We start from the raw sequence: 20,417 nt of genomic DNA on the forward strand, positions 1-20,417 counted from the left end.
CCTCCGTCGCGGAGATTGAGGGGCCGGGCCGCATGGACCGTCCTGACCTTACCGACTTGATTTTAGCAGGTCCTGCAACGCGTAGACCTCCAGCTCGCCTTCCCGGAGGCGTTCCATGGCGGCGACGGCGGCCCGGGCGCCGGCGAGGGTGGTGATGCAGGGGACGCCGTGGCTGACGGCGGAGGCCCGGATGCGGCCCTCGTCGGTGCGGGCGCCCTTGCCGCTGGGGGTGTTGACGATCAGGGCGATGGCGTTGTTGGCGAGGTGGTCCAGGACGTTGGGGCGGCCCTCCTGGATCTTCCGGACGGTGGACACGGCGATCCCGTTCTCGGCGAGGTGGCCGCCGGTACCGGGGGTGGCCATCAGGTCGAAGCCCAGGTCGATCAGCTTGCGGGCGATCGGCACGACGGCGTCGCGGTCCCTGGGGGCGACGCTGACGAAGACGGTGCCCGACCCGGGGAGCTTCGTGGAGGCGGCGAGCTGGCTCTTGGCGAAGGCGGAGGGGAAATCCGTGTCGATCCCCATGACCTCGCCGGTCGAGCGCATCTCGGGGCCGAGCACGATGTCGACGCCGGGGAACTTGATGAAGGGGAAGACGGATTCCTTGACCGAGACGTAGGAGGGCTCGACCTCGGCGGTGATCCCCTGGTCGGCCAGGGACCGGCCGACCATCACCCGGGCGGCGGCCTTGGCGAGGTTCAGGCCGGTGGCCTTGGAGACGAAGGGGACGGTGCGGCTGGCCCGGGGGTTGACCTCCAGCACGTAGACCTCGCCGCCCTTGACGGCGAACTGGATGTTCATGAGCCCCCGGACTTCGAGGGCCTCGGCCAGGGCGTAGGTCTGGCGCTTCAGCTCGGCGATGACGGGGCCGGGGAGGCTGAAGGGGGGGATGGCGCAGGCCGAGTCCCCGGAGTGGATCCCCGCCTCCTCGATGTGTTCCATCACGCCGCCGATGATGGTCCGCTCGCCGTCGCAGACGGCGTCCACGTCGACCTCGGTCGCGTCCTCGAGGAACTTGTCGATGAGGACGGGGTGGTCGGGGCTGGCCTCGACGGCGAAGGTCATGTAGCGGTCGAGGCTGGGCTCGTCGTAGACGATCTCCATCGCCCGGCCGCCGAGGACGAAGCTGGGGCGGACGACGACGGGGTAGCCGATCTTCCCGGCGATCCGCCGCGCCTGGGCCTCGCTGGTGGCGGTGTCGTTGGGGGGCTGCCGCAGGCCGAGGGCCTCGATGACGGCGCGGAAGCGGTCGCGGTCCTCGGCCTGGTCGATGCGGTCGGGGGTGGTGCCGATGATCGGCACCCCGGCGGCCTCGAGCGCCTTGGCGAGGTTCAGGGGGGTCTGCCCGCCGAACTGGACGATCACGCCGGTCGGCTCCACGCGCTCGACGACGTTGAGCACGTCCTCGACCGTCAGCGGCTCGAAGAAGAGGCGGTCGGAGGTGTCGTAGTCGGTGGAGACGGTCTCGGGGTTGGAGTTGACCATGACGACCTCGAAGCCGTCTTCGCGGAGGGCGTAGGCGGCCTGGCAGCAGCAATAGTCGAACTCGATCCCCTGGCCGATCCGGTTCGGGCCGCCGCCGAGGATCATGACCCGGGGCCTGTCGCCGACCCGGGACTCGTCCTCGTCCTCGTAGGTGGAGTAGTAATAGGGCGTATACGCCTCGAATTCGGCGGCGCAGGTGTCGACCAGCTTGAAGACGGCCTCGATGCCCCGGCGCTTGCGGTCGCGTCGGACCTCGCCCTCGGGGGCGTTCCAGAGGTGGCCGAGCTGGCGGTCGGAGAAGCCGGCGCGCTTGGCCTCCCGAATCAGGTCATCGGGGGCGGATTCGAGCGACCCGGCGGCCCGGAGACGGCCCTCGATCTCGACCAGCTCGGCGATGTTGTCGAGGAACCAGGGGTCGATGTGGGTCAGGTCGTGGATCCGGTCGACGGAGAAGCCCGAGAGCAGGGCGTCCCGGATCGACCAGATGCGCTCGGAGTTCGGGGTGGCGAGCTTGGCGGTGATCTCCTCCTCCGAGGGGCGGGAGGGGGAGTACCAGCGATCCTTGGGGTCGCAGCCGAGGCCGAAACGGCCGACCTCCAGGCCTCGGAGGGCCTTCTGGAGCGATTCCTTGAAGGTCCGGCCGATGGCCATGACCTCGCCGACGGACTTCATCTGGGTGGTGAGGACGGGGTCGGCGTCGGGGAACTTCTCGAAGGCCCAGCGGGGGATCTTGGTGACGACGTAGTCGATCGTCGGCTCGAAGCAGGCGGGGGTCTCCCGGGTGATGTCGTTGCGGATCTCGTCCAGGCGATAGCCGACGGCGAGCTTGGCGGCGATCTTGGCGATCGGGAACCCGGTGGCCTTGGAGGCGAGGGCGCTGGACCGGCTCACGCGCGGGTTCATCTCGATGACGACCATCCGGCCGTCCTCGGGATTGATGGCGAACTGGACGTTGGAGCCGCCGGTCTCGACGCCGATCTTGCGGAGGATGGCGAGCGAGGCGTCGCGCATCCGCTGGTATTCCTTGTCGGTCAGCGTCTGGGCGGGGGCGACGGTGATGGAGTCTCCGGTGTGGACGCCCATCGGGTCGAAGTTCTCGATGGAGCAGACGATGACGGCGTTGTCGGCGCAGTCCCGCATCACCTCCATCTCGTACTCCTTCCAGCCGAGGATGCTCTCCTCGATCAGGACGGAATGGACGGGGCTCAGTTCGAGCGCATAGGTGACCATGCGATCGAATTCGTCTTTGTTGAAGGCGAAGCCGCCCCCGGAGCCCCCCATGGTGAAGCTGGGGCGGAGGACGCAGGGGAGGCCGACCTCGTCCCGGATGGCCCGGGCCTCGTCGAGGGAGTGGGCGAGGCCGGACCGGGCGGACTGGAGGCCGATCTCGTCCATGCAGCGCTTGAAGAGGGCGCGGTCCTCGGCGAGGCGGATCGCCTCGGCCTCGGCGCCGATGAGGCGGCAGCCGAGGCGTTCGAGGGCGCCGGACTCGGCCAGGGCGAGGCCGACGTTCAGGCCGGTCTGGCCGCCGAGGGTGGGCAGCAGGGCGTCGGGGCGCTCCTTGGCGATGATCCGCTCGACGACCTCGGGGACGATCGGCTCGATGTAGGTGCGGTCGGCCATGCCCGGGTCGGTCATGATCGTCGCCGGGTTGGAGTTCACCAGGACGACCTCGAACCCCTCCTCCCGGAGGGCCTTGCAGGCCTGGGAGCCGGAGTAGTCGAATTCGCAGGCCTGGCCGATGACGATCGGGCCGGCGCCGATGATGAGGATCTTCTTGATGTCCTTGCGCTTGGGCACGGGCGGTCACTCGCTTCGCTGCGGGGGGGGCGGCGGGGGGAGGGTCGGGCCGGCATCGGGGCGCGCGTCGGGCCGCCCCTCCCCGTTCCGATCCCGCCCGGCCGGGGTGGCGCGGCCCGAAAAATTTCCCGATTCTAGCCGGGATCCGCCCCGGCCGACAAGCTTGGCGGCCGGGGCTCGCCCCGGATAGAATCACGACATGCGACCCGACTTCCCCGGCATGGACCCCTGGCTCGAGCACCCGGCACTCTGGCCGGATGTGCACAACAGCCTCATCGCGGCGATCCGCGACGCGATCTCCGAGCAGTTGCCCGACCGCTATTTCGTCGCGCTGGAGGAGCGGATGGTGATTTCCGTCCCCTGGGAAGCGACGAAGGTCTTCCGGCCCGATCTGATCGTCGCCTCGGATCGCCCGGCGGAGCCCGGGCCGATCGGGGAGGCGCCAAAGGCCGGGGGCGAAGTGCTCGTGCTCGACATCGAATTCCCGGCCGACCCGATCACCGAGACGTATCTGGAGATCCGGGAGGTCGAGGGGGCGAGCCTCATCACGTCGATCGAGGTCCTCTCGCCCTCGAACAAGGTGCATGGGGACACCCGCAAGGAGTACCTGGCGAAGCGACACAAGCTGTTGCTGACCTGGACGAATCTGGTCGAGATCGACCTGCTTCGGGTCGGGGAGCCGATGCCGATGCCGACCCGGGAGGACGTGCGATCGGCCGCCTACCGGATCCTCCTCCGCCGAGCATGGGCCCATCCCAGCGGCAGGCTGTATGCGTTCGGCGTCCGCGTGCCGATCCCCGACGTGTCGATCCCGCTGCTCCGGGAGGACGCGGAGCCGATCGTCCGGCTGAACGACCTGCTCCACGCGTTGCAGGATCGGGCGAGGTACTCCAAGCGGGTGAATTACGACCGCCTGCCGTCCCCCCCGCTGGGCGAGGCGGATGCGGCGTGGGCCCGCGAGGTCATCGCCCGAGCCGTGTGAGCCGGGTCCGCCTCCGGGAGGCGGGACGACGGGGATCAGTCGACGCCCGGGTCGTGCCCTTCCTCGTCCTCGATGACGAAGAGATCCTCGGGGTAGGGGGGTTCGAGGGGGCCCCGGAAGCCGTCGGCCTCGCATGCGGTGCAGGCGGCGAGGTCGGAGTAGGTGAGGCCGGGGTGCCGCTCGATGATCTCGTCGTCGGGCATGCCCCCGTCCCGGAGATCGAGTAGCTCGTCGACGACCAGGCCGAGGCGGTCGACGACCGGCCATCGGGCGTCGATCGAGGGGACCATGGCAATCCGGGTACGCCACTCCCCGGCGGCCGATTCGACCGGCTCCGCCTCGTCGTCGGGGTCGGCCCATTCGGCGAAGGGGGCAGGCGGTTCGGGGGTGATGGCGGGGGAGGGGGGCCGGTCCTCGGCCGGAGCCAGGGGGGGAGGTGCCGGGGCCTGTGACTCGGCCTCGGGCGGGGACGAGGGGGGAGTGGCCGTGGAATGCTCGGCGATGCGCCGGGCCAGGTCGTAGGTCCGCTGGGAGGATCGGAAGGAGCGGAGCATGGCCCGGAGGTAGGCCTCGGCGCCCTTGACGCCGAGGTCGACCGCCCGGAAACCCCTGCGGACGGCGCCGAAGGCCCAGAGGACGTGGCCGGCCATCGCCTTTTCGAGATCTCCCCGGGGACCGAGGATCTCGATCATCCGCTCGCAGAGGAGCTGGAAGCCCGGGTCGTCCATCGAGCCGAGGGGCTCGAGGAGGAAGGGGGAAAGGTCGGTGATCGTGCGGCCGGATCGGGGGCGGTTCCGGGATTTCGGGGCGTCGCCGGCAGAGTCGCTCGGCCGTCGTCGGGGTCGGGGCATGGGTGCTCGTCCAGCAGGAGGGCATGGGCGGTCGATCGGCGATCGTCGCGCCGAGGCCGATCCGCGTCGTCGCGGGGGCCCGGCCGGGGATCCCTCCCGGTCGCGAGCGATCCACCCCCCGCCGACTCGGGCGGGGGAATCGCCGTCGACGATATCATCGGGGAAATCGGCGATTTCAGTCACAAAATCGGCGCGATCGACCGCATCGTCGCGAATATTATCCCCCCGGAGCCCGGAGCCCGGAGCCCTGGGGTCGGGTCAGGTCGGAGTCGGGGAGACTCGGGCCCGTTTGGGGGTGACGTGGGGAACCTCCCCGCCTTCGAGGGGGTCGCCGGGCCGGATGGAGGCGAGGCGGGATTCGGCCCGGGAGGCGTACTCCGGGGAGAGCTCGAACCCGAGGTATCGGCGGTTGAGCTTCCGGGAGGCGGCCAGGGTGGTGCCGCTGCCGGCGAAGGGGTCGAGGACGAGGTCGCCCTCGTCGGAACAGGCCCGGATGATCCGGCCGAGGATCTGCTCGGGCATCTGGCAGCCGTGCCAGCCGGCCCGCTCCTTGAAGGTGCCGCAGACCCGGGGGACGTACCAGGTGTCGGTGGCGGGCTGGAAGCCGTCGGGCACGTCCTGGGGCCGGAGGATCCAGGTGTCGTCGGGCAATCGGCCCCGGGGGTTGGCGCGGCGGTCGGCGTAGACGAGCTGTCGGGCCGAGGGGACCCGGACGGCCTGGTCGTTGAAGGTGAAGCGCTTCGGGTCCTTGACGAAGTAGAACAGGTGGGCGTGGCTGCGGGCGAACTTCCGGGAGCAGTGGACGCCGAAGGTGTAGTACCAGATGACCCAGTTCCGCAGGTGGAGGCCCAGCTCCCGGTGGAAGAGGACCTTCAGCTCGGCGGCGAACTCGTCGCCGATCGCCAGCCAGAAGGAGCCGGCGGGCTTGAGCAGGCGGACCGCCTCCCGACCCCAGGCGAGGGACCACTCCAGGTATTCGTCGGCCTTGCGGGCATCCTTGTAGACGTCGTACTCGTAGCCGATGTTGAACGGCGGGTCGGCGAAGGCGAGGTCGACGACCCCGGCGGGCAGGGATCGCATCCCCTCGACGCAGTCTCCGGGGACGAGGAGGTCGGCCGGGGTGCCGGTGCGGGGCATGGGTGTCTTCTCTCGATGGCGGGAGGGCTCGCCCCGGGGGACGGGCCGGGGCGAGGCGGCCGTCGGGCGTCGGGCCGTCGGGACCCCGCTTCGAGTCTACCCGGCGATCGTCCGGCCGGGGCGGCACCCGACGTCCGGCTCAGGAGGGTTGGGGGGGTCGATCGCGTCGGGAGGAGCCGGGGGAGGGACGCTTCAGCAACCGGGGGAGTTCGCGGTGCAGATCCCGGAGGTCGTTGGTGACGTAGTCCGCCCCCACCCGGGCAGCGGGGTCGGGCAGCTCGGCCAGCCCCCGGCCGCCGGCGACGACGAGGAGCGAGGGGCGTCGGGCCCGGGCGCCCTCGATCAGGGCGGAGGCGTCGTCGACGTGCTCGGGCAGCGAGACCGAGAGGGCGAGCACGTCGGCGTCGACCTCGGCCACGAAGTCGCCGACGCTCTCGGGGGGGGCGCCCTCTCCCAGCAGGTGGACGTCGAGCCCGGCGGCCCGGAGGATGTCGGCCGCCATCAGGAGCCCGAGGACGTGCCGCTCGTTCGGGGCGCAGCAGGCGACGGCCGTGCTGTGGACGGCCTCGGGGGAAGCCCAGAGGCGGGGGCCGTGCCGGAGGATCAGGTCCCGGGTGACCTCGCTGATGTAATGCTCATGGGCGACGCTGATCCGGTCTTCCTGCCACTGCTGCCCGGTGTGCACCAGCGCGGGGACCAGGACCTCGGCATAAAGGGCGGCGACGTCTCCCTCCCGATCGAGCAGGAACCGCTCGACGAGCTTGATGGCGCCGTGGCGGTCGAGCTGGAGGAGGCGATCGAAGTACGAGAGGTGGAGGGGCGGTTGCGCCTCGACGGGACTCATCACGATGCCCCCCCGGGCCGGTTACGAAGTCTCGGAGTCGAGGGCCTGGGCCCGGCGGCCGGGCCCTCGGGTCGCCTCGGATCACCCCCCATCGTATTGCCGGGCGGCCGGAGATCAAGCGACCCGGGAGGGCCGAAGGCGAATCACCGGGGGAAGTCGTCCCGGAATCCGGCGGCGTCCCGATCCGCATCGAAGTCGGAGGAGTGGGCGGCGCCGGCGGGTTCCTCCTCCCGGGAGAGGTCCCTGGCCGTCCTCCGGCAGGAGATCCCCGCGAGGACGCAGAGGGTGGCCACCTGCCCACCGGCGATCACCCGGAGGAAGGTGACGCCGAGGTTCATCAGCGCCTCCCCGACGTTCGGCATCGGCCCGGCGACGAGCGGCCAGCCGGCCCCCCATCGGGTCTGGGTGACGAGGTAGAGGATCGACAGCGCCAGGCCGGCGGCCGAGAACTGGCGGGCCGTCCGGCCGGCGTCCGGGGCGGCCTTCACGCCGAGGTGCGAGGCGACCTCGGCCGCCAGGTCGGCGAAGAGGTAGAACTCGATCCAGCCGAAGATCATCACCAGGTTGTGGGCCAGCCAGGGGTGGCCGAGGTTGGCGGCCTGGACTCCCATGACGGCCGCCTGGGAAATCCCCCAGTGGATCGAGTCGAACAGGTTCAGCAGCACCAGCAGGCCCGCCCGGCGTTGCCAGTGTGAGTCGGTCCATCGGCCCCAGAGCAGGTAGGAGCCGAGCAGGGCGCCGGCGGTGATCGGCAGCTCGATGCCCCAGGTGCACCAGGGCTGTTGCAGGGCCACCCAGAGGCGCTGATCCCCGGTGAGGAAGGCCCAGAGCGTCGTCGCCCCGATCACGCTGAGCAGGGCCAGGGCCGCGCCGGCGACCCAGAACCCGGCGGTGCAGATCCAGTAGCGCGGTGCGGTCGAATCGTGCTCGGAGTCCATCGGTCGGTTGTCCGTCGCGTCGGAGGGCGTCGGTCGGGCGTCCGGGGGGAGGGCGGGATCCATGATCGCGGTTGGCGGCGACGATCGTCAACCGGGGGAGGGCCGGTCGTCCTCAAAGACCAGCGCGATCGAGCCCCAGGGGCGGCCGACTTCCGCCCCGGCCGACCGGGCGGGGTCGACCTCCAGTTCCAGCAGGTTCCTCAGGTCGAGCAGGGGGCCGACTTCCGCCTGGAAGGCCCCGGGGCGGTCGTCGGGGGGCCGGGGAAGCTCGACGCCGTTGAGCCGGACCCTGAGCAGCCCGGGGACGGCCTCGGCCCGGATCGAGCACGAGGGATCGCCGTCGAGCCGGGCCGGCCGGCCGAATCGGCGGCGGAGCCGAAGCGGGCCGCCGGGCCGGGGGAGCCGGTCGGCGGGCAGCGTCAGGCGGGAGGGCTCGGCGTCGGGGGCCCCGGGGTCGATCAGCTCCCAGGGCCCTCGGAGTCGGATCAGGTGCTCGGCCATCGGCGGGGGACCGGGGGGAGGCGCTTTGGTATGGTCAGGTCCGTCATGGTCGAGTATAGTCGCAACCCATCCCGATCGTCTGGAGGTCGCCCGCCCCGAGCCCGTCGCCCCTCTTCGCGTCCCCCGCCGGTCCCGGGCCCGAGCGTCGCCGAGACGGGCGCGCGTCCGGGGCCCCGCGCCGGTCGGCGCGGGGGAGGCGGCATAATGGGCCGACCGATGGCCAGCCGATCCAATCCGATCCGGCAGGGCGAGGGCCGACCCCGATGCCCCCTCGATCGGCCGGCCCGGCCTTCCCCTCGAATCCTTCCGATCGACGCCGTCGCCCATGAGCACAGGCCAAGCGCACATCGACGCCCCGATCCGATCGCTGAGCGGGGTGCAAATCCTGGGCAGCGGCCGATACGTGCCCGAGCGGGTGGTCACCAACCAGGACCTCCACGAATCGCACGGGTTCGACCACGACTGGATCGTCAACCGCACCGGCATCCACGAGCGGCGGTTCGCCCAGCCCCACCAGGCGACCAGCGACCTGTGCATCGCCGCCGCCGAGCGTTGCCTGGCCGACGCGGGGTGCGAGCCGGGGGACGTGGACCTGCTCGTCATCGGCACGATGACCCCGGACATGGCCTTCCCGTCGACCGGATGCCTGGTGCAGGACCGGATGAAGCTCCGCTGCCCGGCCTTCGACCTGCAAGCGGCCTGCGCCGGCTTCATGTACGCCATGATCACCGCCGCCCAGTTCGTCGCCGCCGGCACCAGCAGGCGGGCGCTGGCGATCGGCGGGGACTGCAACAGCCGGGTCATCAACCCCGGCGACCAGAAGAGCTTCCCCCTCTTCGGCGACGGCGCGGGCGCCGTGCTGATCGGGCCGGGCAGCCCGGAGCAGGGGCTGCTCGCCTACCAGCTCGGCTCCGACGGCTCGGGGGGCGACCTGCTCAGCCGCCCCGCCTGCGGCAGCCGACTGCCCCCCTCCCCCGAGGCGATCTCCCAGGGCCTGCACTACCTGACCATGGACGGCCGGGCCGTCTTCAAGTGGGCCGTCCGGATGCTGGCCGACTCCTCCTCGGCCGTGCTCGAACACGCCGGGTTCGCCGTCGACGACGTCCGGTGGTTCGTCCCCCACCAGGCGAACATCCGGATCATCCACGCCGCCAGCGACGTGCTCGGGTTCAAGCGCGAGAACGTCTTCAAGAACCTGGAGAAGTACGGCAACACCTCCGGCGGCTCGATCCCGATCGCCCTGGACGAACTCCGGCGCGACGAGCAGATCCGGCGGGGGGACCTGGTGCTGCTCTCCGGCTTCGGCGCCGGGCTGGCCTGGGGCACCGCCCTGTTGCGCTGGTGAACCCCGGACCGGGCAACCGGCCCGTCCGGGGGGGCTTTCGCATCGACGTGCGTCCGTCCATCCCGTACTCGTCGATCTCGCCGAACTCGTACGGCATCGAGATGGCGTTCTCCTTCTTCGAGACCGTTCCGTCGAGGTCCGCGTCGAGGCTCGACTTCCGCTCGAGCACCTGACGGAGGTCCGCCCCGACGGCGGCCCTGAGGTCTTCGATCGTGACCGTCCCGTCCCGATCCGCGTCGAAGGACGCCGCGAATTCGACGTCGGCGGCGCCGGGGTCGCGCCCGCCCCCGGCCGCCGCCCTCTCCCTCGCCGACATCCCGGCATCGGGCCTCGATGACGAGCACCTCGAACTCATCCAGGGTCAGCTTGCCGTCCTCGGCCGCCTCGGAGTCGTGGGAGTACTCGGCCATCTCCGCCGGGAGTTCAGTCCCGTCCTCGTCCGAGGCGAGCTGCTCGAAGAACTCCGACGCCACGAACCGGCTGGCGGGGCGGTGACATTCCCGCACTCGCCGGAGGGCGCCGTCGACTGGTGCTGGGGCTTGCCCAGGCCGGCCGCCTTCGGGGCGGTCGCGAACCACCTGTAGTCCCCATTGCCGGCCTCGTCGAGGTCGGGGAACGCTCTCGCCAACTCGGCGGCGAGCGAACCAGCGGCCCGGAGTTCTTCGAGCAGCTCGCCTCGGACGAGGATCTCCTCCGACCTGTCGGCCGCCTGGGCTGGCATCCCCGCCAGGAGGCTCTCCAGCAGCGCCGGAACGGACCTTGGAGGGATCATATTCGGAAGTTCTGCCCTTCGGTCTGGAGCCTGGAGGTGATCGGCTCTCCCCCTCGGATCAGTTGCAACGTCACCGCGTCGCCCTTACGCGGCCGCGCATACGACCACGGCCCCCCCGGCGATGGGTGCCGGGGGGGCCGTCGTGGGTTACTTGGACGGTCTTTCGAGTCGGTCGGTCCTCGGGATCAGAGCCGGACGAGGACGCTGTCGACCCGCCTGGGGGCCTGGGCCTGGAGGCCGCCGACGGAGGGCAGATACCCGGCGAGGCGTCGGGCGAAGAACCCGGCGCCCCGGACCAGCGGGGTGCCGTCCGGCGTGGCGTCGATGTCGTCGCTGGGGCTGAGGTAGAGGTTGCCCCGGAGTCGGCCGACGATGGTGCCGTTGCCGGCGAGGTCGTTGCCGTTGCCGTAGACGCCGTCGACCGAACGGTAGGAGGAGGCGATCACCGAGTCGACCAGGTCGCCTCGCTGGGAGTATCGACCGACCCGACTGGGCTGCCGGACGGGGTCGAGCCCCTGTCGGAAGGCGATGTAGTCGTACCCGGCGGCGATCAGGCTGTTGCGGTGGTCGCCCACGACGTTCGTGTCGCCGATCGAGTCGTCCGCGGCGATCGTCACGTTGGTGGTGGCGGCGCCGGGGCGGGTCACGTAATTGATGGTGCCGGGGCCTCGGAGCTGGACGGCGGCCGGGTCGGGCGGGATCTGCCGGACGAGGTTGGCGGGGCCGAACTCGGACCGGCCGATCCGTCGGGCGGCGATCACGCCGCCGAGCAGCCCGGCCGAGGGGTAGCCGCGCTCGCCCAGGGGGATGCCCGCCTCCAGCAGCGAGCCGGAGGAGCCGACCGGGTTGCCCAGCCCCCGGAGGAACTTCAGGCGGCCGATCTGGCCGTTGGTGGCGTCGATGGCCACGGCGTCGGCGTTGCCGCCGAAGTAGGCGTGGCCGACGCGGTCCATGCCGCTGAACCGGTTGACGAACGGCTGCCCGGTCCGGCTGAGCGTCAGGTTGCGGGCCGAGCCGACCACCTTCATCCCGTCGACGCCGAAGGCCTGGATCGCCGTCCTCCCCGTGTAGGAGAGGGGGGAGATCTGCGCGTCGATGAACGACGGGACCGGGTTGGCCGTCACGGAGCCCAGCTCCAGGTCCTGGATCTGGCCGTTGACGAGGAACCGGACGGTGGGGGTGGTCTGGGGCACGCCGGGCAGGGCGCCGGTCGAGCCGTCGACCGAGGTGTTGAAGATCCGGTCGATCCGGATGCTGGGCCGGGCCCGCAGCGGGGTCGACGGGTCGCCGATGATCAGGTCGACGGGCTGGTCGAGGACCGGGTCGCTGAAGGTCTCGATGGCGTTGAAATTCAGGGTCCGGACGCCGCCGAGCAGCTCGATCCGGGGGGTGCCGGTCGGGATCTCCCCGGTCTCCCTCAGGACGAAGCCGTTGAGGATGATGGAGGCGACGCCGTCGGCCGCGATCAGGCGGTTGAAGCCGACGAGGCCGTCGTTGAAGGTCGTCGAGCCGGAGTTGGTCTGAGCGGTGACGTAGGTCCGGTTCAGGTCGGTGCCGACGAGCTGGATCGTGTCGATCTCGGAGTCGAGCAGACCGTCGTTGGGGGTCACGTCGGTGACGATGACCACGCCGGGCCCGTGCACGGTGAAGGAGTACTCCGTGCCGTTGGGCAGGCGTCCGGTGAGGATCTTGCCGTCGTTGTCCAGCAGTGTCTGGGCGAAGGGGCTGTCGCCGATCGGGTGGGCCCGCTGGACGGGCGGGTAGTCGTGCTCGACCCTCCGATACAGGAGGCTCGGGATCAGGTCGTCGTAGTCCTGGGCGGCGCCCCCCGAGAGGAGCTGGCGCGATTCCAGGGTCTCGAGCTTCAGTTTGGGCTGGACCCGATCGGGTCGGTTCCGGGTCGCCTGCCGCCGCGTCTCTCGATTCATGGAAGATTCCCTCCTCGACTGCCGCATCAACGATTCGCTCGATGGCCGCCGTACGGGTCCACCCCGATCGAACCTCTCCGGCCCGCGGCGATGGCGCGGCACCTGAGGCGGCAGACCTCGGTGTCTGATCCAGAGGTTCGGCCTCCGGCTCGACCCGACTCCATCCCCGGGGGGCCGGAATCGTCGCCGGGCGTCCGCATGGATCGGGCGTCCCGGTTCGAGCCGGAGGGGGGGTCCCGACGGTCGGTCCCGATGGCGCGGACGGGCCGGTCGTGCCCGGGGGAGGCGCCGGGGATCGGGCCGGATCTCCCCCCGGGGGCCGATCGGCGCGCTATGCTCTCAGGTTGGCCCGAGACGGCCCGGCCCGACGGCCGGGGCGGGGCGGGCCCGGTCGAACGGTCGACCCCCATCGAGCCCGGACCCGGAAGGAGTCGGAACATGCGCAACGGAGGGCGTCTCTTCGCTCGGCCCCGCCGCTCGGCGGGATGGTTGGTCGTGGTCGCCGTGGGCCTGGCCGCGGTCGGCTGCGCCCAGAAGCGTCAGGGCCTGCTGGGGGGCACCCCCTCGACGGCCCGGCCGAAGTCGCCCGGCCTGTTCTCGGCGCGGCCGGAACCGGGGCTCCGCGTCCGGGCCCCGTTCACCGACGTGGACCTGATGGGCCGGGGCGACGAGGGATCGGCGGCCGGGGAGGAGTCGGGGGCCGTCGCCGGGCTCCCGGAGGAGGACACCAGGCTGTCCTCCAAGTCTCCCCGGGTCGGGCTGTTCCGCGACTCCTCGTCGGGCCGTTCCCTTGACGTGGAACTCCCGGTAGACTGATCGGGCGTCCGGGCGACCGGCGGGGGGGGACGCCTGCGCGGCGGGACCCCACGAGGTCCGGGCCGATGAGCGAGGTCGAGTGTCGGGGGAGGGCTCGGTTGAATCGCTTCATGTTGTCGCTTCGCGCCTTCTGGGACGCCCTGACGGACCGGGAGCGCGCCGAGCGGATCCAGATTGCCCTGGGGCCTCCATCGGCGGAGGGGCCCGACCTCCGCATCCTCGCCCTGATGCAGCGCGACGGCCGCCTGATCGACTTCCTCCAGGAGGAGATCGACGGGTACTCGGATGATCAGGTCGGTGCGGCGGTGCGGGACATCCACCGGGGCTGCCGCAAGGCGATGGCCGAGTACCTGACGGTCGAGAAGGTCTTGCCGCAGGACGAGGGGGCCCCGGTGTCGGTCGAGCCGGACTTCGACCCGGCGGCGGTCCGCCTGCTGGGGAACGTCTCGGGTGCCGGGCCCTTCCGGGGGACGCTGAAGCACCACGGCTGGCGGGTCTCTTCCGCCCGCCTCCCCGCGACCCCCTCGACCCGGGACGGGTCGACCGTGCTCGCCCCGGCCGAGGTCGAGCTGTCCTGACCCGAGCTGAGGGGAACGCCCCCATGTCCCGATTCGTCGTCGGCATCGACCTGGGAACGACGAACAGCGCCTTGGCCTACGTCGACTCGACCGAGGCGACGGAGGACCGCCCCGCGCCCGTCCGGTCGCTGGCGATCCCGCAGCTGGTGGCGGCCAACGACGTGGCCGACCGTCCGGTCCTGCCGTCGTTCCTGTACCTGCCATCGGAGAAGGAGTTCCCCCCCGGGGCGATCGACCTACCCTGGACGAAGAAGGCGGGGCGGATCGTCGGCACGTTTGCCCGGGAGCACGGGGCGAAGGTGCCGGCCCGACTGGTGGGCTCGGCCAAGAGCTGGCTGAGCTACGAGGGGGTGGACCGGGGCGCGGCGATCCTGCCAAGGAACGCGCCGGATGAGGTGGCGAAGCTCTCGCCGGTCGAGGCGTCGGCGGCATACCTGGGATACCTCCGGGACGCCTGGGACGCTCGGATCGCGGGGAAGTCGGCCGAGGACAGGCTCGAACACCAGCAGATCTACCTGACCGTGCCCGCGTCGTTCGACGCCGAGGCCCGGGAGTTGACGGTGGAGGCGGCGAAGTCGGTCGGCCTGGAGAAGGTCACCCTGCTGGAAGAGCCGCAGGCGGCGTTCTACTCCTGGCTCTCGGAGCCGGGGGACGACTGGAGGAAGCGGGTCAAGGTCGGCGACCTGATCCTCGTCTGCGACGTCGGAGGCGGGACGACCGACTTCACGCTGATCGGCGTGGCCGAGCGGGACGGCGACCTGGAGCTGAACCGCCTGGCCGTCGGCGAGCACATCCTGCTCGGCGGCGACAACATGGACCTGGCGTTGGCGCACGCGGTCGCGGCGACGATCCCGGGGGGGATGGAAGGGCTGGATCCCACGCAGCGGGTCGGCCTGACCTACGCCTGCCGGGCCGCCAAGGAATCGCTCTTCACCGACCCGAAGGCCGATTCGGCGTCGGTGTCGGTGCTGGGGAGGGGCTCGAAGGTGATCGGCGGGGCGATCAAGGCCCAGTTGACCCGGGAGACGCTCCATCGGGTCCTGCTCGACGGCTTCTTCCCGGAGTGCGAGGTGACCGACCAGCCCGCCCGCGGGCGTCGGATCGGCCTGACCGAGATCGGCTTGCCGTACGCGGCCGACCCGGCGATCACCCGGCACCTGGCCCGCTTCCTGGGCCGGCAGGGCCACGCGCTCCCCTCGACCGGGGAGGTGGCGCGGCCGACCGCCGTGCTCTTCAACGGCGGCGTCTTCCGGGCCGAGGGCCTGAGGGCCCGCGTGGCCGAGACGCTCTCGGCCTGGGGGGGCGGCCCGATCACCGTGCTCTCATCGGCCGAGCTGGACCTGGCCGTGGCCCGGGGGGCGGCCTACTACGGGATGGTCCGCCGGGGCAAGGGGATTCGGATCCGGGGCGGCGTGCCCCGGTCCTATTACGTCGGCATCGAGACCTCCGCCCCGGCCGTGCCCGGGGTCCCCACGCCGATCAAGGCGCTCTGCGTCGTGCCCTTCGGCATGGAGGAGGGGACCGAGGCCGACGTGCCCGGGTCTCGGCTCGGCCTGGTCGTTGGGGAGTCTGCCGAGTTCCGGTTCCTGGCGTCGACCGTGAGGCGGGAAGACGCCATCGGCGCCGTACTGGACCGCTGGTCGCCCGACGAATTGCAGGAACTCTCCCCGCTGGTCACCTCGCTCGGCGATCAGGAGGGTGAGCAGGGGGATGTGGTCCCGGTCACCCTGCAGAGCATCGTCACCGAGGTCGGCACGCTGGAACTCTGGTGCGAGGGGACGCGGTCCCCGGGTCGCTACAAACTGGAATTCAACGTCCGAGACCCGCTCGAGGATTGACCCCCGGGCCGGGCACGGGGGACGATCGGCGGAGGGGACCGACGGGGACCTCACCCCACCCCGCCTCGACGACCCGCCCCCTGCCGCAGGTCACCCTGGAATCGAACACCGATGGCGCCCGAAGACCACCTGCTCACCGAGGCGCGCAACCCGGCCTCGGATCGGATCGACATGCTCGACGCGGCGGGGATCGTCCGCCTGATGAACGTCGAGGACGCCAAGGTGGTCGCGGCCGTCCGGGCGGAGGAGGCGGCCATCGCCCGGGCGGTCGAAGTGGTCGCCGAACGGTTCCGGGCCGGAGGTCGCCTGATCTACGCCGGGGCCGGGACCTCGGGCAGGCTCGGGGTGCTCGACGCCTCGGAATGCCCACCGACCTTCAGCACCCCCCCCGGGATGGTCGTCGGCCTCATCGCCGGGGGCCCGACCGCGCTGACCCGGGCCGTCGAGGGGGCCGAGGACGACCCGACTCAGGGAGCGTCCGACCTGGACGGGCTGGGAGTGACAGGGAAGGACGTGGTGGTCGGCATCGCCACCTCGGGGCGGACGCCCTACGTCCTGGGGGCGGTCGAACGGGCCCGGGCCATCGGCTCGACGACGGTCGGCATCGCCTGCAACAAGCCGAGCCTGCTGGGTGACCGGGTCGACATCGAGATCGCCCCGCGGGTCGGGCCGGAGATCATCGCCGGGTCGACCCGATTGAAGTCGGGCACGGCGACGAAGATGGTCCTGAACATGATCACGACCGGGGCCATGGTCCTCATCGGCAAGACCTTCGGCAATCGGATGGTCGACCTCCAGCCGACGAACCAGAAGCTCCGGATCCGGACTCGACGGATCCTCCGGGAGCTGGCGGGGGTCGATGACGATCGGGCACGGGAGCTCCTGGACCAGGCCGGGGGCCGCTTGAAACCCGCCCTGGTGATGGCGATGGCGGGTGTCGACCTGGCCTCGGCGGATCGTCTGCTCGACGACTCGGCGGGGCAGGTCCGGGGCGCCGTCGAGGCGGCCCTCCGATGAGCGATCCGCTGGTCATCGGGGTCGACGGCGGCGGCACCTCGACCGAGGCCTGGCTGGCCGACGCCGGGGGGACGGTCCTCGGCCGGGGGACCGCCGGCCCTTCGAACGCGAAGGCGGTCGGCGACGACCGGGCGAGGCGGGCCCTGTCCGAGGCGATCGACTCCGCCCGGGCCGATGCGGGGATCGGCGATCGGCCGGTCGCGGTCGCCTGCCTCGGCCTCGCGGGGTTCGACCGGCCGGACGACCGGGCCCGGCTCGCCTCCTGGTGCGAGCAGGGCGGCTGGGCGGGCCGGCTGGTCCCGGCCAATGACGGCGACCTCGTGCTGGCGGCGGGGACCCCGGAGGGGTTCGGGATCGCCCTGATCGCCGGCACCGGCTCCATCGCGGTCGGGAAGGCCCCGGGGGGGCGGTCGGCCCGAGCCGGGGGCTGGGGTCCGCTCATCGGCGACGAGGGGAGCGCCTATTCCGTCGCCCTGGCGGGGCTCCGGCTCGTGGCCCGGCGATTCGACGGCCGATCGGATCGGCCGGCCGAGGACTCGCTGACCGGGGGACTCTGCGAGGCGCTGGGGGTGCCGTCCCCCGGGGAGATCGTCTCGGTGCTCTACGGCCCGGCCTGGGACCGTGCCCGGATCGCCGGCCTCGCCCGGATCGTGGTCGCGTGCGCGGACGGGGACATCGAGGTCCGCGACCACATCTTCGGCCCCGCCGCCGAGGAGCTGGCCGACCTGGTCGTCGCGGTCCGGGAGTCGACCGGATGGGACGACGCGCCGAATCCCCCCCCGTTGGCGGTGGCGGGGGGATTCCTGCTCGCGGCCGAGGGGCTGCGGGTGGAGGTCCTGAAGCTCCTCGGCGACTGGATCGGGCCGGTCGGCCTGGTGGAGGAGCCGGTCGCCGGGGCGGTCATGCTGGCGAGGAGGGCACTGGGATGATCGGCGAAAGCCCTCGGGTGGCGACCGGCCTGGATTCCCTGGTCGAGGGGCGATTCGCGCGGCTTCGAGGGCGGAAGGTCGGCCTGATCGCCAACCAGAGCGCCGTCGACCGGCGCTATCGTCACGCGATCGACCTCCTGCACGATGCACCGGGGGTCGAACTGGCCCGGCTGTTCGGGCCCGAACACGGCCTGCGGGGAGAGGCGCAGGACATGGAAGGGGTGGGATCGGGGTCGGATCGCCGGACCGGCCTGCCGGTCGTCAGCCTCTACGGGGAGGGACCGGAAAGTCTCTCCCCCGGTCGAGAGGACCTGGCCGGGCTCGACCTGATCGTCTTCGACGTGCAGGATGTCGGGGCGCGTTACTACACCTTTGCGGCCTCGATGTTCTACGCGATGGAGGCGGCCTCCCGGGCGGGGTGCGGGTTCCTCGTGCTCGACCGACCCAATCCGCTCGGGGGGGCGGTAGTCGAGGGGCCGACCGTCGGGTCGGGGTTCGAGAGCTTCGTGGGCGCCTACCCGATGCCGATCCGGCACGGCATGACGATCGGGGAACTGGCCCGATTGTACCGGGACGAGCGGAGGCTCGACCTCGACCTGGACGTCGCCCCCTGCTCGGGGTGGACCCGGGACCAGCTCTGGGATGAGACGGGGTTGGCCTGGATCCCCCCCTCGCCGAACATGCCGACGGCCGGGACGGCCGTCGTCTACCCGGGGGCCTGCCTGATCGAGGGGACCAACCTCTCCGAGGGCAGGGGGACGACCCGGCCCTTCGAATTCTGGGGGGCCCCCTGGCTGGAGGAGGCGTCCTACCAGATGGTCGAAGAGATGTCGGGCCAGCCGGGGGCCGGGTTCCGGCCGATCGCCTTTCGGCCGAAATTCCAGAAGCTCGCGGGCGAGACGTGCTTCGGGGTCCAGCCGGTCGTGGAGGACCCCCGCGCGTTCTCCGGCCTGGAGACCTACCTGAAGCTGTTGCTGCTCGCCGTCCGGGCCGATCCGGGCCGATTCTCCTGGCGGACCGAGCCGTACGAGTTCATCCGGTCGCCGATCGCGATCGACTTGCTGTTCGGCTCCGCCCTGGAGCGGGAGGCGATCGAGCAGGCGGCCCGGGAGCCGGATCTCGACCTCGAACAATGGTGCCTTGCGTTGAAGGCCCGATGGGGGGAGGATTCGCGTTCCTTCGTCGAGCGGCGAGGCCCGGCGCTCCTGTACGAGGGATCGAACTGACGAATCGGCCGGCCCTTCGGCCCGTCCCGGTGCTGAAGTCGAATGTTTTTCCCCGCACCGGTGCGAGAACGGCGAGTCATGCCGTCCTATGCACCCGACGGGATTCCGCCAGGAACACCGTAACCCCCCGCCTTCTGGCCTTGGACCAGGTGCTCCGGTCTTCCCGACCTTCCTGGCCGCGGTCATCCCCCCCAGGTTCCCCGAAAGGCAGACGAAGAAACGTCATGACGAATGAGACCCTGGCACAGCCCAAGCCCCGGGTGACCCGCCTCGCCTGGCCGCCGCTGCTCTGGATCGGGGCCCTGCACGCGGGGGCGTTGCTCGCGTTCAATCCGGCCTATTTCACGTGGCAGGCCCTGGCCGTCTGCGTCTTCCTGCACTGGGTTTCCGGCGGGATCGGGATCTGCATGACCTACCACCGCCTGCTGACGCACCGCAGCTTCGCGGTGCGTCCGAGGTGGCTGGAGTACGCGCTGACGATCGTGGGCTGCACCGCCTCGGAGGGGGGGGCGATCCACTGGGTGGCCGACCATCGTCGGCACCACGCCCACTCCGACGAGGAGACGGACGTGCATAGCCCGGTGCATGGAGGGTTCGGCTGGGCGCACATGTTCTGGTGGATGACGCCGGACATCACTTCGGTGCACACGCCGGCCTACCACGCCCGGTGGGCGCCGGACCTGGTGAAGGACCCGGTCCACGTCTGGCTCGACCGGTACTTCATCGTCTTCCCGCTGCTGCTGGGGGCGGCGCTCTACGCGATCGGCGGGATGCCGTTCCTGGTCTGGGGCTTCTTCGTCCGGTCGGTGCTGGTCCTGCACACCACCTGGCTGGTGAATTCGGCCACGCACGTCTGGGGCTACCGGTCCCACGAGACGAGGGACTCCTCGACCAATCTCTGGTGGGTGGCGCTGTTGACCTACGGCGAGGGGTGGCACAACAACCACCACGCCTTCCAGACATCGGCCCGGCACGGGCTCCGGTGGTGGGAGGTCGACATGACCTACATCGCCATCAAGGCGATGTCGTGGGTCGGCCTGTCGCACGCGATCAAGCTGCCGAAGATCCGGGCGACGGCCGGGGCGACGGGCGAGGCGTCGCTGTCCCGGGCCCGGTCGGCCTCGAAGAAGCCGAGGCGCCGTCGCAAGCCCAAGTCGGTCGTCGGCGCGGCCAAGTGAACGCGAGCCGACCGTCCGCACCCGGTGCGGACCTGACTCCGCGATGATCGTCGAGCGCCCCGAGGCCCGATCCCCTTGCACGGGACCGGGCCCGGGGCCATGATGGTCTTGCCTCGAACTTGCGGCCCTAGCTCAACGGTTAGAGCAGGGGACTCATCAACGAAATGGTGGCGCCGGGGGGCGACCCCCGGACGCGAACCGGGTGAATTGCGGGAACCCTAACCCGGGCGAGGGCATCCGTCCTCGACCGGC

17 protein-coding genes are annotated in these 20,417 nt (G+C 71.3%); 10 read left to right on the plus strand and 7 right to left on the minus strand.

Features of this window, described 5'->3' with window-relative positions; all coding sequences use genetic code 11:
- Window positions 1-48 precede the first annotated feature (48 nt).
- A complete protein-coding gene (carB, locus tag ElP_RS07020) occupies window positions 49-3,285 on the minus strand; it encodes a carbamoyl-phosphate synthase large subunit (protein ID WP_145267936.1) in 3,237 nt (1,078 codons plus the stop codon).
- Between the two features lie 199 nt (window positions 3,286-3,484).
- On the opposite strand from carB, the gene ElP_RS07025 reads away from it, so the two are divergent.
- Window positions 3,485-4,267 (plus strand): DUF4058 family protein, encoded by a 783-nt coding sequence (locus ElP_RS07025; RefSeq protein WP_145267937.1) that lies wholly within the window; start codon window positions 3,485-3,487, stop codon window positions 4,265-4,267.
- A gap of 35 nt (window positions 4,268-4,302) precedes the next feature.
- Here ElP_RS07025 and ElP_RS07030 read toward each other — a convergent pair whose 3' ends face one another.
- The 5 genes from ElP_RS07030 to ElP_RS07050 form a co-directional block, all read right to left on the minus strand.
- Complete coding sequence (locus tag ElP_RS07030) at window positions 4,303-5,118, minus strand: DUF433 domain-containing protein (protein WP_145267938.1); 816 nt, start codon at window positions 5,116-5,118, stop codon at window positions 4,303-4,305.
- Window positions 5,119-5,376: 258 nt separating this feature from the next.
- Window positions 5,377-6,255, minus strand: coding sequence for a DNA-methyltransferase (locus ElP_RS07035; protein WP_145267939.1), 879 nt, complete (start codon window positions 6,253-6,255; stop codon window positions 5,377-5,379).
- 139 nt (window positions 6,256-6,394) lie between these two features.
- Window positions 6,395-7,099, minus strand: coding sequence for a cobalamin B12-binding domain-containing protein (locus tag ElP_RS07040; RefSeq protein ID WP_145267940.1), 705 nt, complete (start codon window positions 7,097-7,099; stop codon window positions 6,395-6,397).
- Between the two features lie 143 nt (window positions 7,100-7,242).
- Entirely contained in the window at window positions 7,243-8,037 is a 795-nt protein-coding gene (locus ElP_RS07045; protein WP_145267941.1) for a hypothetical protein, read from the minus strand.
- An 87-nt stretch (window positions 8,038-8,124) separates the two neighbouring features.
- Window positions 8,125-8,538, minus strand: coding sequence for a hypothetical protein (locus ElP_RS07050; RefSeq protein WP_145267942.1), 414 nt, complete (start codon window positions 8,536-8,538; stop codon window positions 8,125-8,127).
- Window positions 8,539-8,863: 325 nt separating this feature from the next.
- On the opposite strand from ElP_RS07050, the gene ElP_RS07055 reads away from it, so the two are divergent.
- Window positions 8,864-9,883, plus strand: coding sequence for a beta-ketoacyl-ACP synthase III (locus tag ElP_RS07055; protein WP_145267943.1), 1,020 nt, complete (start codon window positions 8,864-8,866; stop codon window positions 9,881-9,883).
- Window positions 9,884-10,095: 212 nt separating this feature from the next.
- Window positions 10,096-10,467: a hypothetical protein gene (locus tag ElP_RS07060; RefSeq protein ID WP_145267944.1), complete on the plus strand. Its 372-nt coding sequence runs from the start codon at window positions 10,096-10,098 to the stop codon at window positions 10,465-10,467.
- Between the two features lie 373 nt (window positions 10,468-10,840).
- On the opposite strand, the gene ElP_RS07065 is transcribed toward ElP_RS07060, so the two are convergent.
- Window positions 10,841-12,583, minus strand: coding sequence for a hypothetical protein (locus ElP_RS07065; RefSeq protein WP_145267945.1), 1,743 nt, complete (start codon window positions 12,581-12,583; stop codon window positions 10,841-10,843).
- A gap of 438 nt (window positions 12,584-13,021) precedes the next feature.
- Here ElP_RS07065 and ElP_RS07070 point away from each other — a divergent pair, with 438 nt between their 5' ends.
- From ElP_RS07070 to ElP_RS07100, 7 genes are all read left to right on the plus strand, one after another.
- Window positions 13,022-13,399, plus strand: coding sequence for a hypothetical protein (locus ElP_RS07070; protein WP_145267946.1), 378 nt, complete (start codon window positions 13,022-13,024; stop codon window positions 13,397-13,399).
- A 98-nt stretch (window positions 13,400-13,497) separates the two neighbouring features.
- Complete coding sequence (locus ElP_RS07075; RefSeq protein ID WP_145267947.1) at window positions 13,498-13,977, plus strand: DUF2760 domain-containing protein; 480 nt, start codon at window positions 13,498-13,500, stop codon at window positions 13,975-13,977.
- A 23-nt stretch (window positions 13,978-14,000) separates the two neighbouring features.
- A complete protein-coding gene (locus ElP_RS07080) occupies window positions 14,001-15,815 on the plus strand; it encodes an Hsp70 family protein (protein ID WP_145267948.1) in 1,815 nt (604 codons plus the stop codon).
- 111 nt (window positions 15,816-15,926) lie between these two features.
- Complete coding sequence (gene murQ, locus ElP_RS07085) at window positions 15,927-16,832, plus strand: N-acetylmuramic acid 6-phosphate etherase (RefSeq protein WP_145267949.1); 906 nt, start codon at window positions 15,927-15,929, stop codon at window positions 16,830-16,832.
- Window positions 16,829-17,761, plus strand: a complete 933-nt coding sequence (locus ElP_RS07090; protein WP_145267950.1) for an N-acetylglucosamine kinase — start codon at window positions 16,829-16,831, stop codon at window positions 17,759-17,761. Before murQ ends, ElP_RS07090 begins: the two co-directional genes overlap by 4 nt.
- Window positions 17,758-18,987 carry an exo-beta-N-acetylmuramidase NamZ family protein gene (locus ElP_RS07095; RefSeq protein ID WP_145267951.1) on the plus strand — a complete coding sequence of 410 codons (1,230 nt, stop codon included), beginning with the start codon at window positions 17,758-17,760 and terminating at the stop codon, window positions 18,985-18,987. The genes ElP_RS07090 and ElP_RS07095 overlap by 4 nt, the downstream gene beginning before the upstream one ends.
- A 224-nt stretch (window positions 18,988-19,211) precedes the next feature.
- Entirely contained in the window at window positions 19,212-20,165 is a 954-nt protein-coding gene (locus tag ElP_RS07100) for an acyl-CoA desaturase (protein ID WP_145267952.1), read from the plus strand.
- The last annotated feature ends 252 nt before the right edge of the window (window positions 20,166-20,417 follow it).

The organism is Tautonia plasticadhaerens (genome assembly GCF_007752535.1).
In the GTDB taxonomy this organism is placed as follows: Bacteria; Planctomycetota; Planctomycetia; order Isosphaerales; family Isosphaeraceae; genus Tautonia; species Tautonia plasticadhaerens.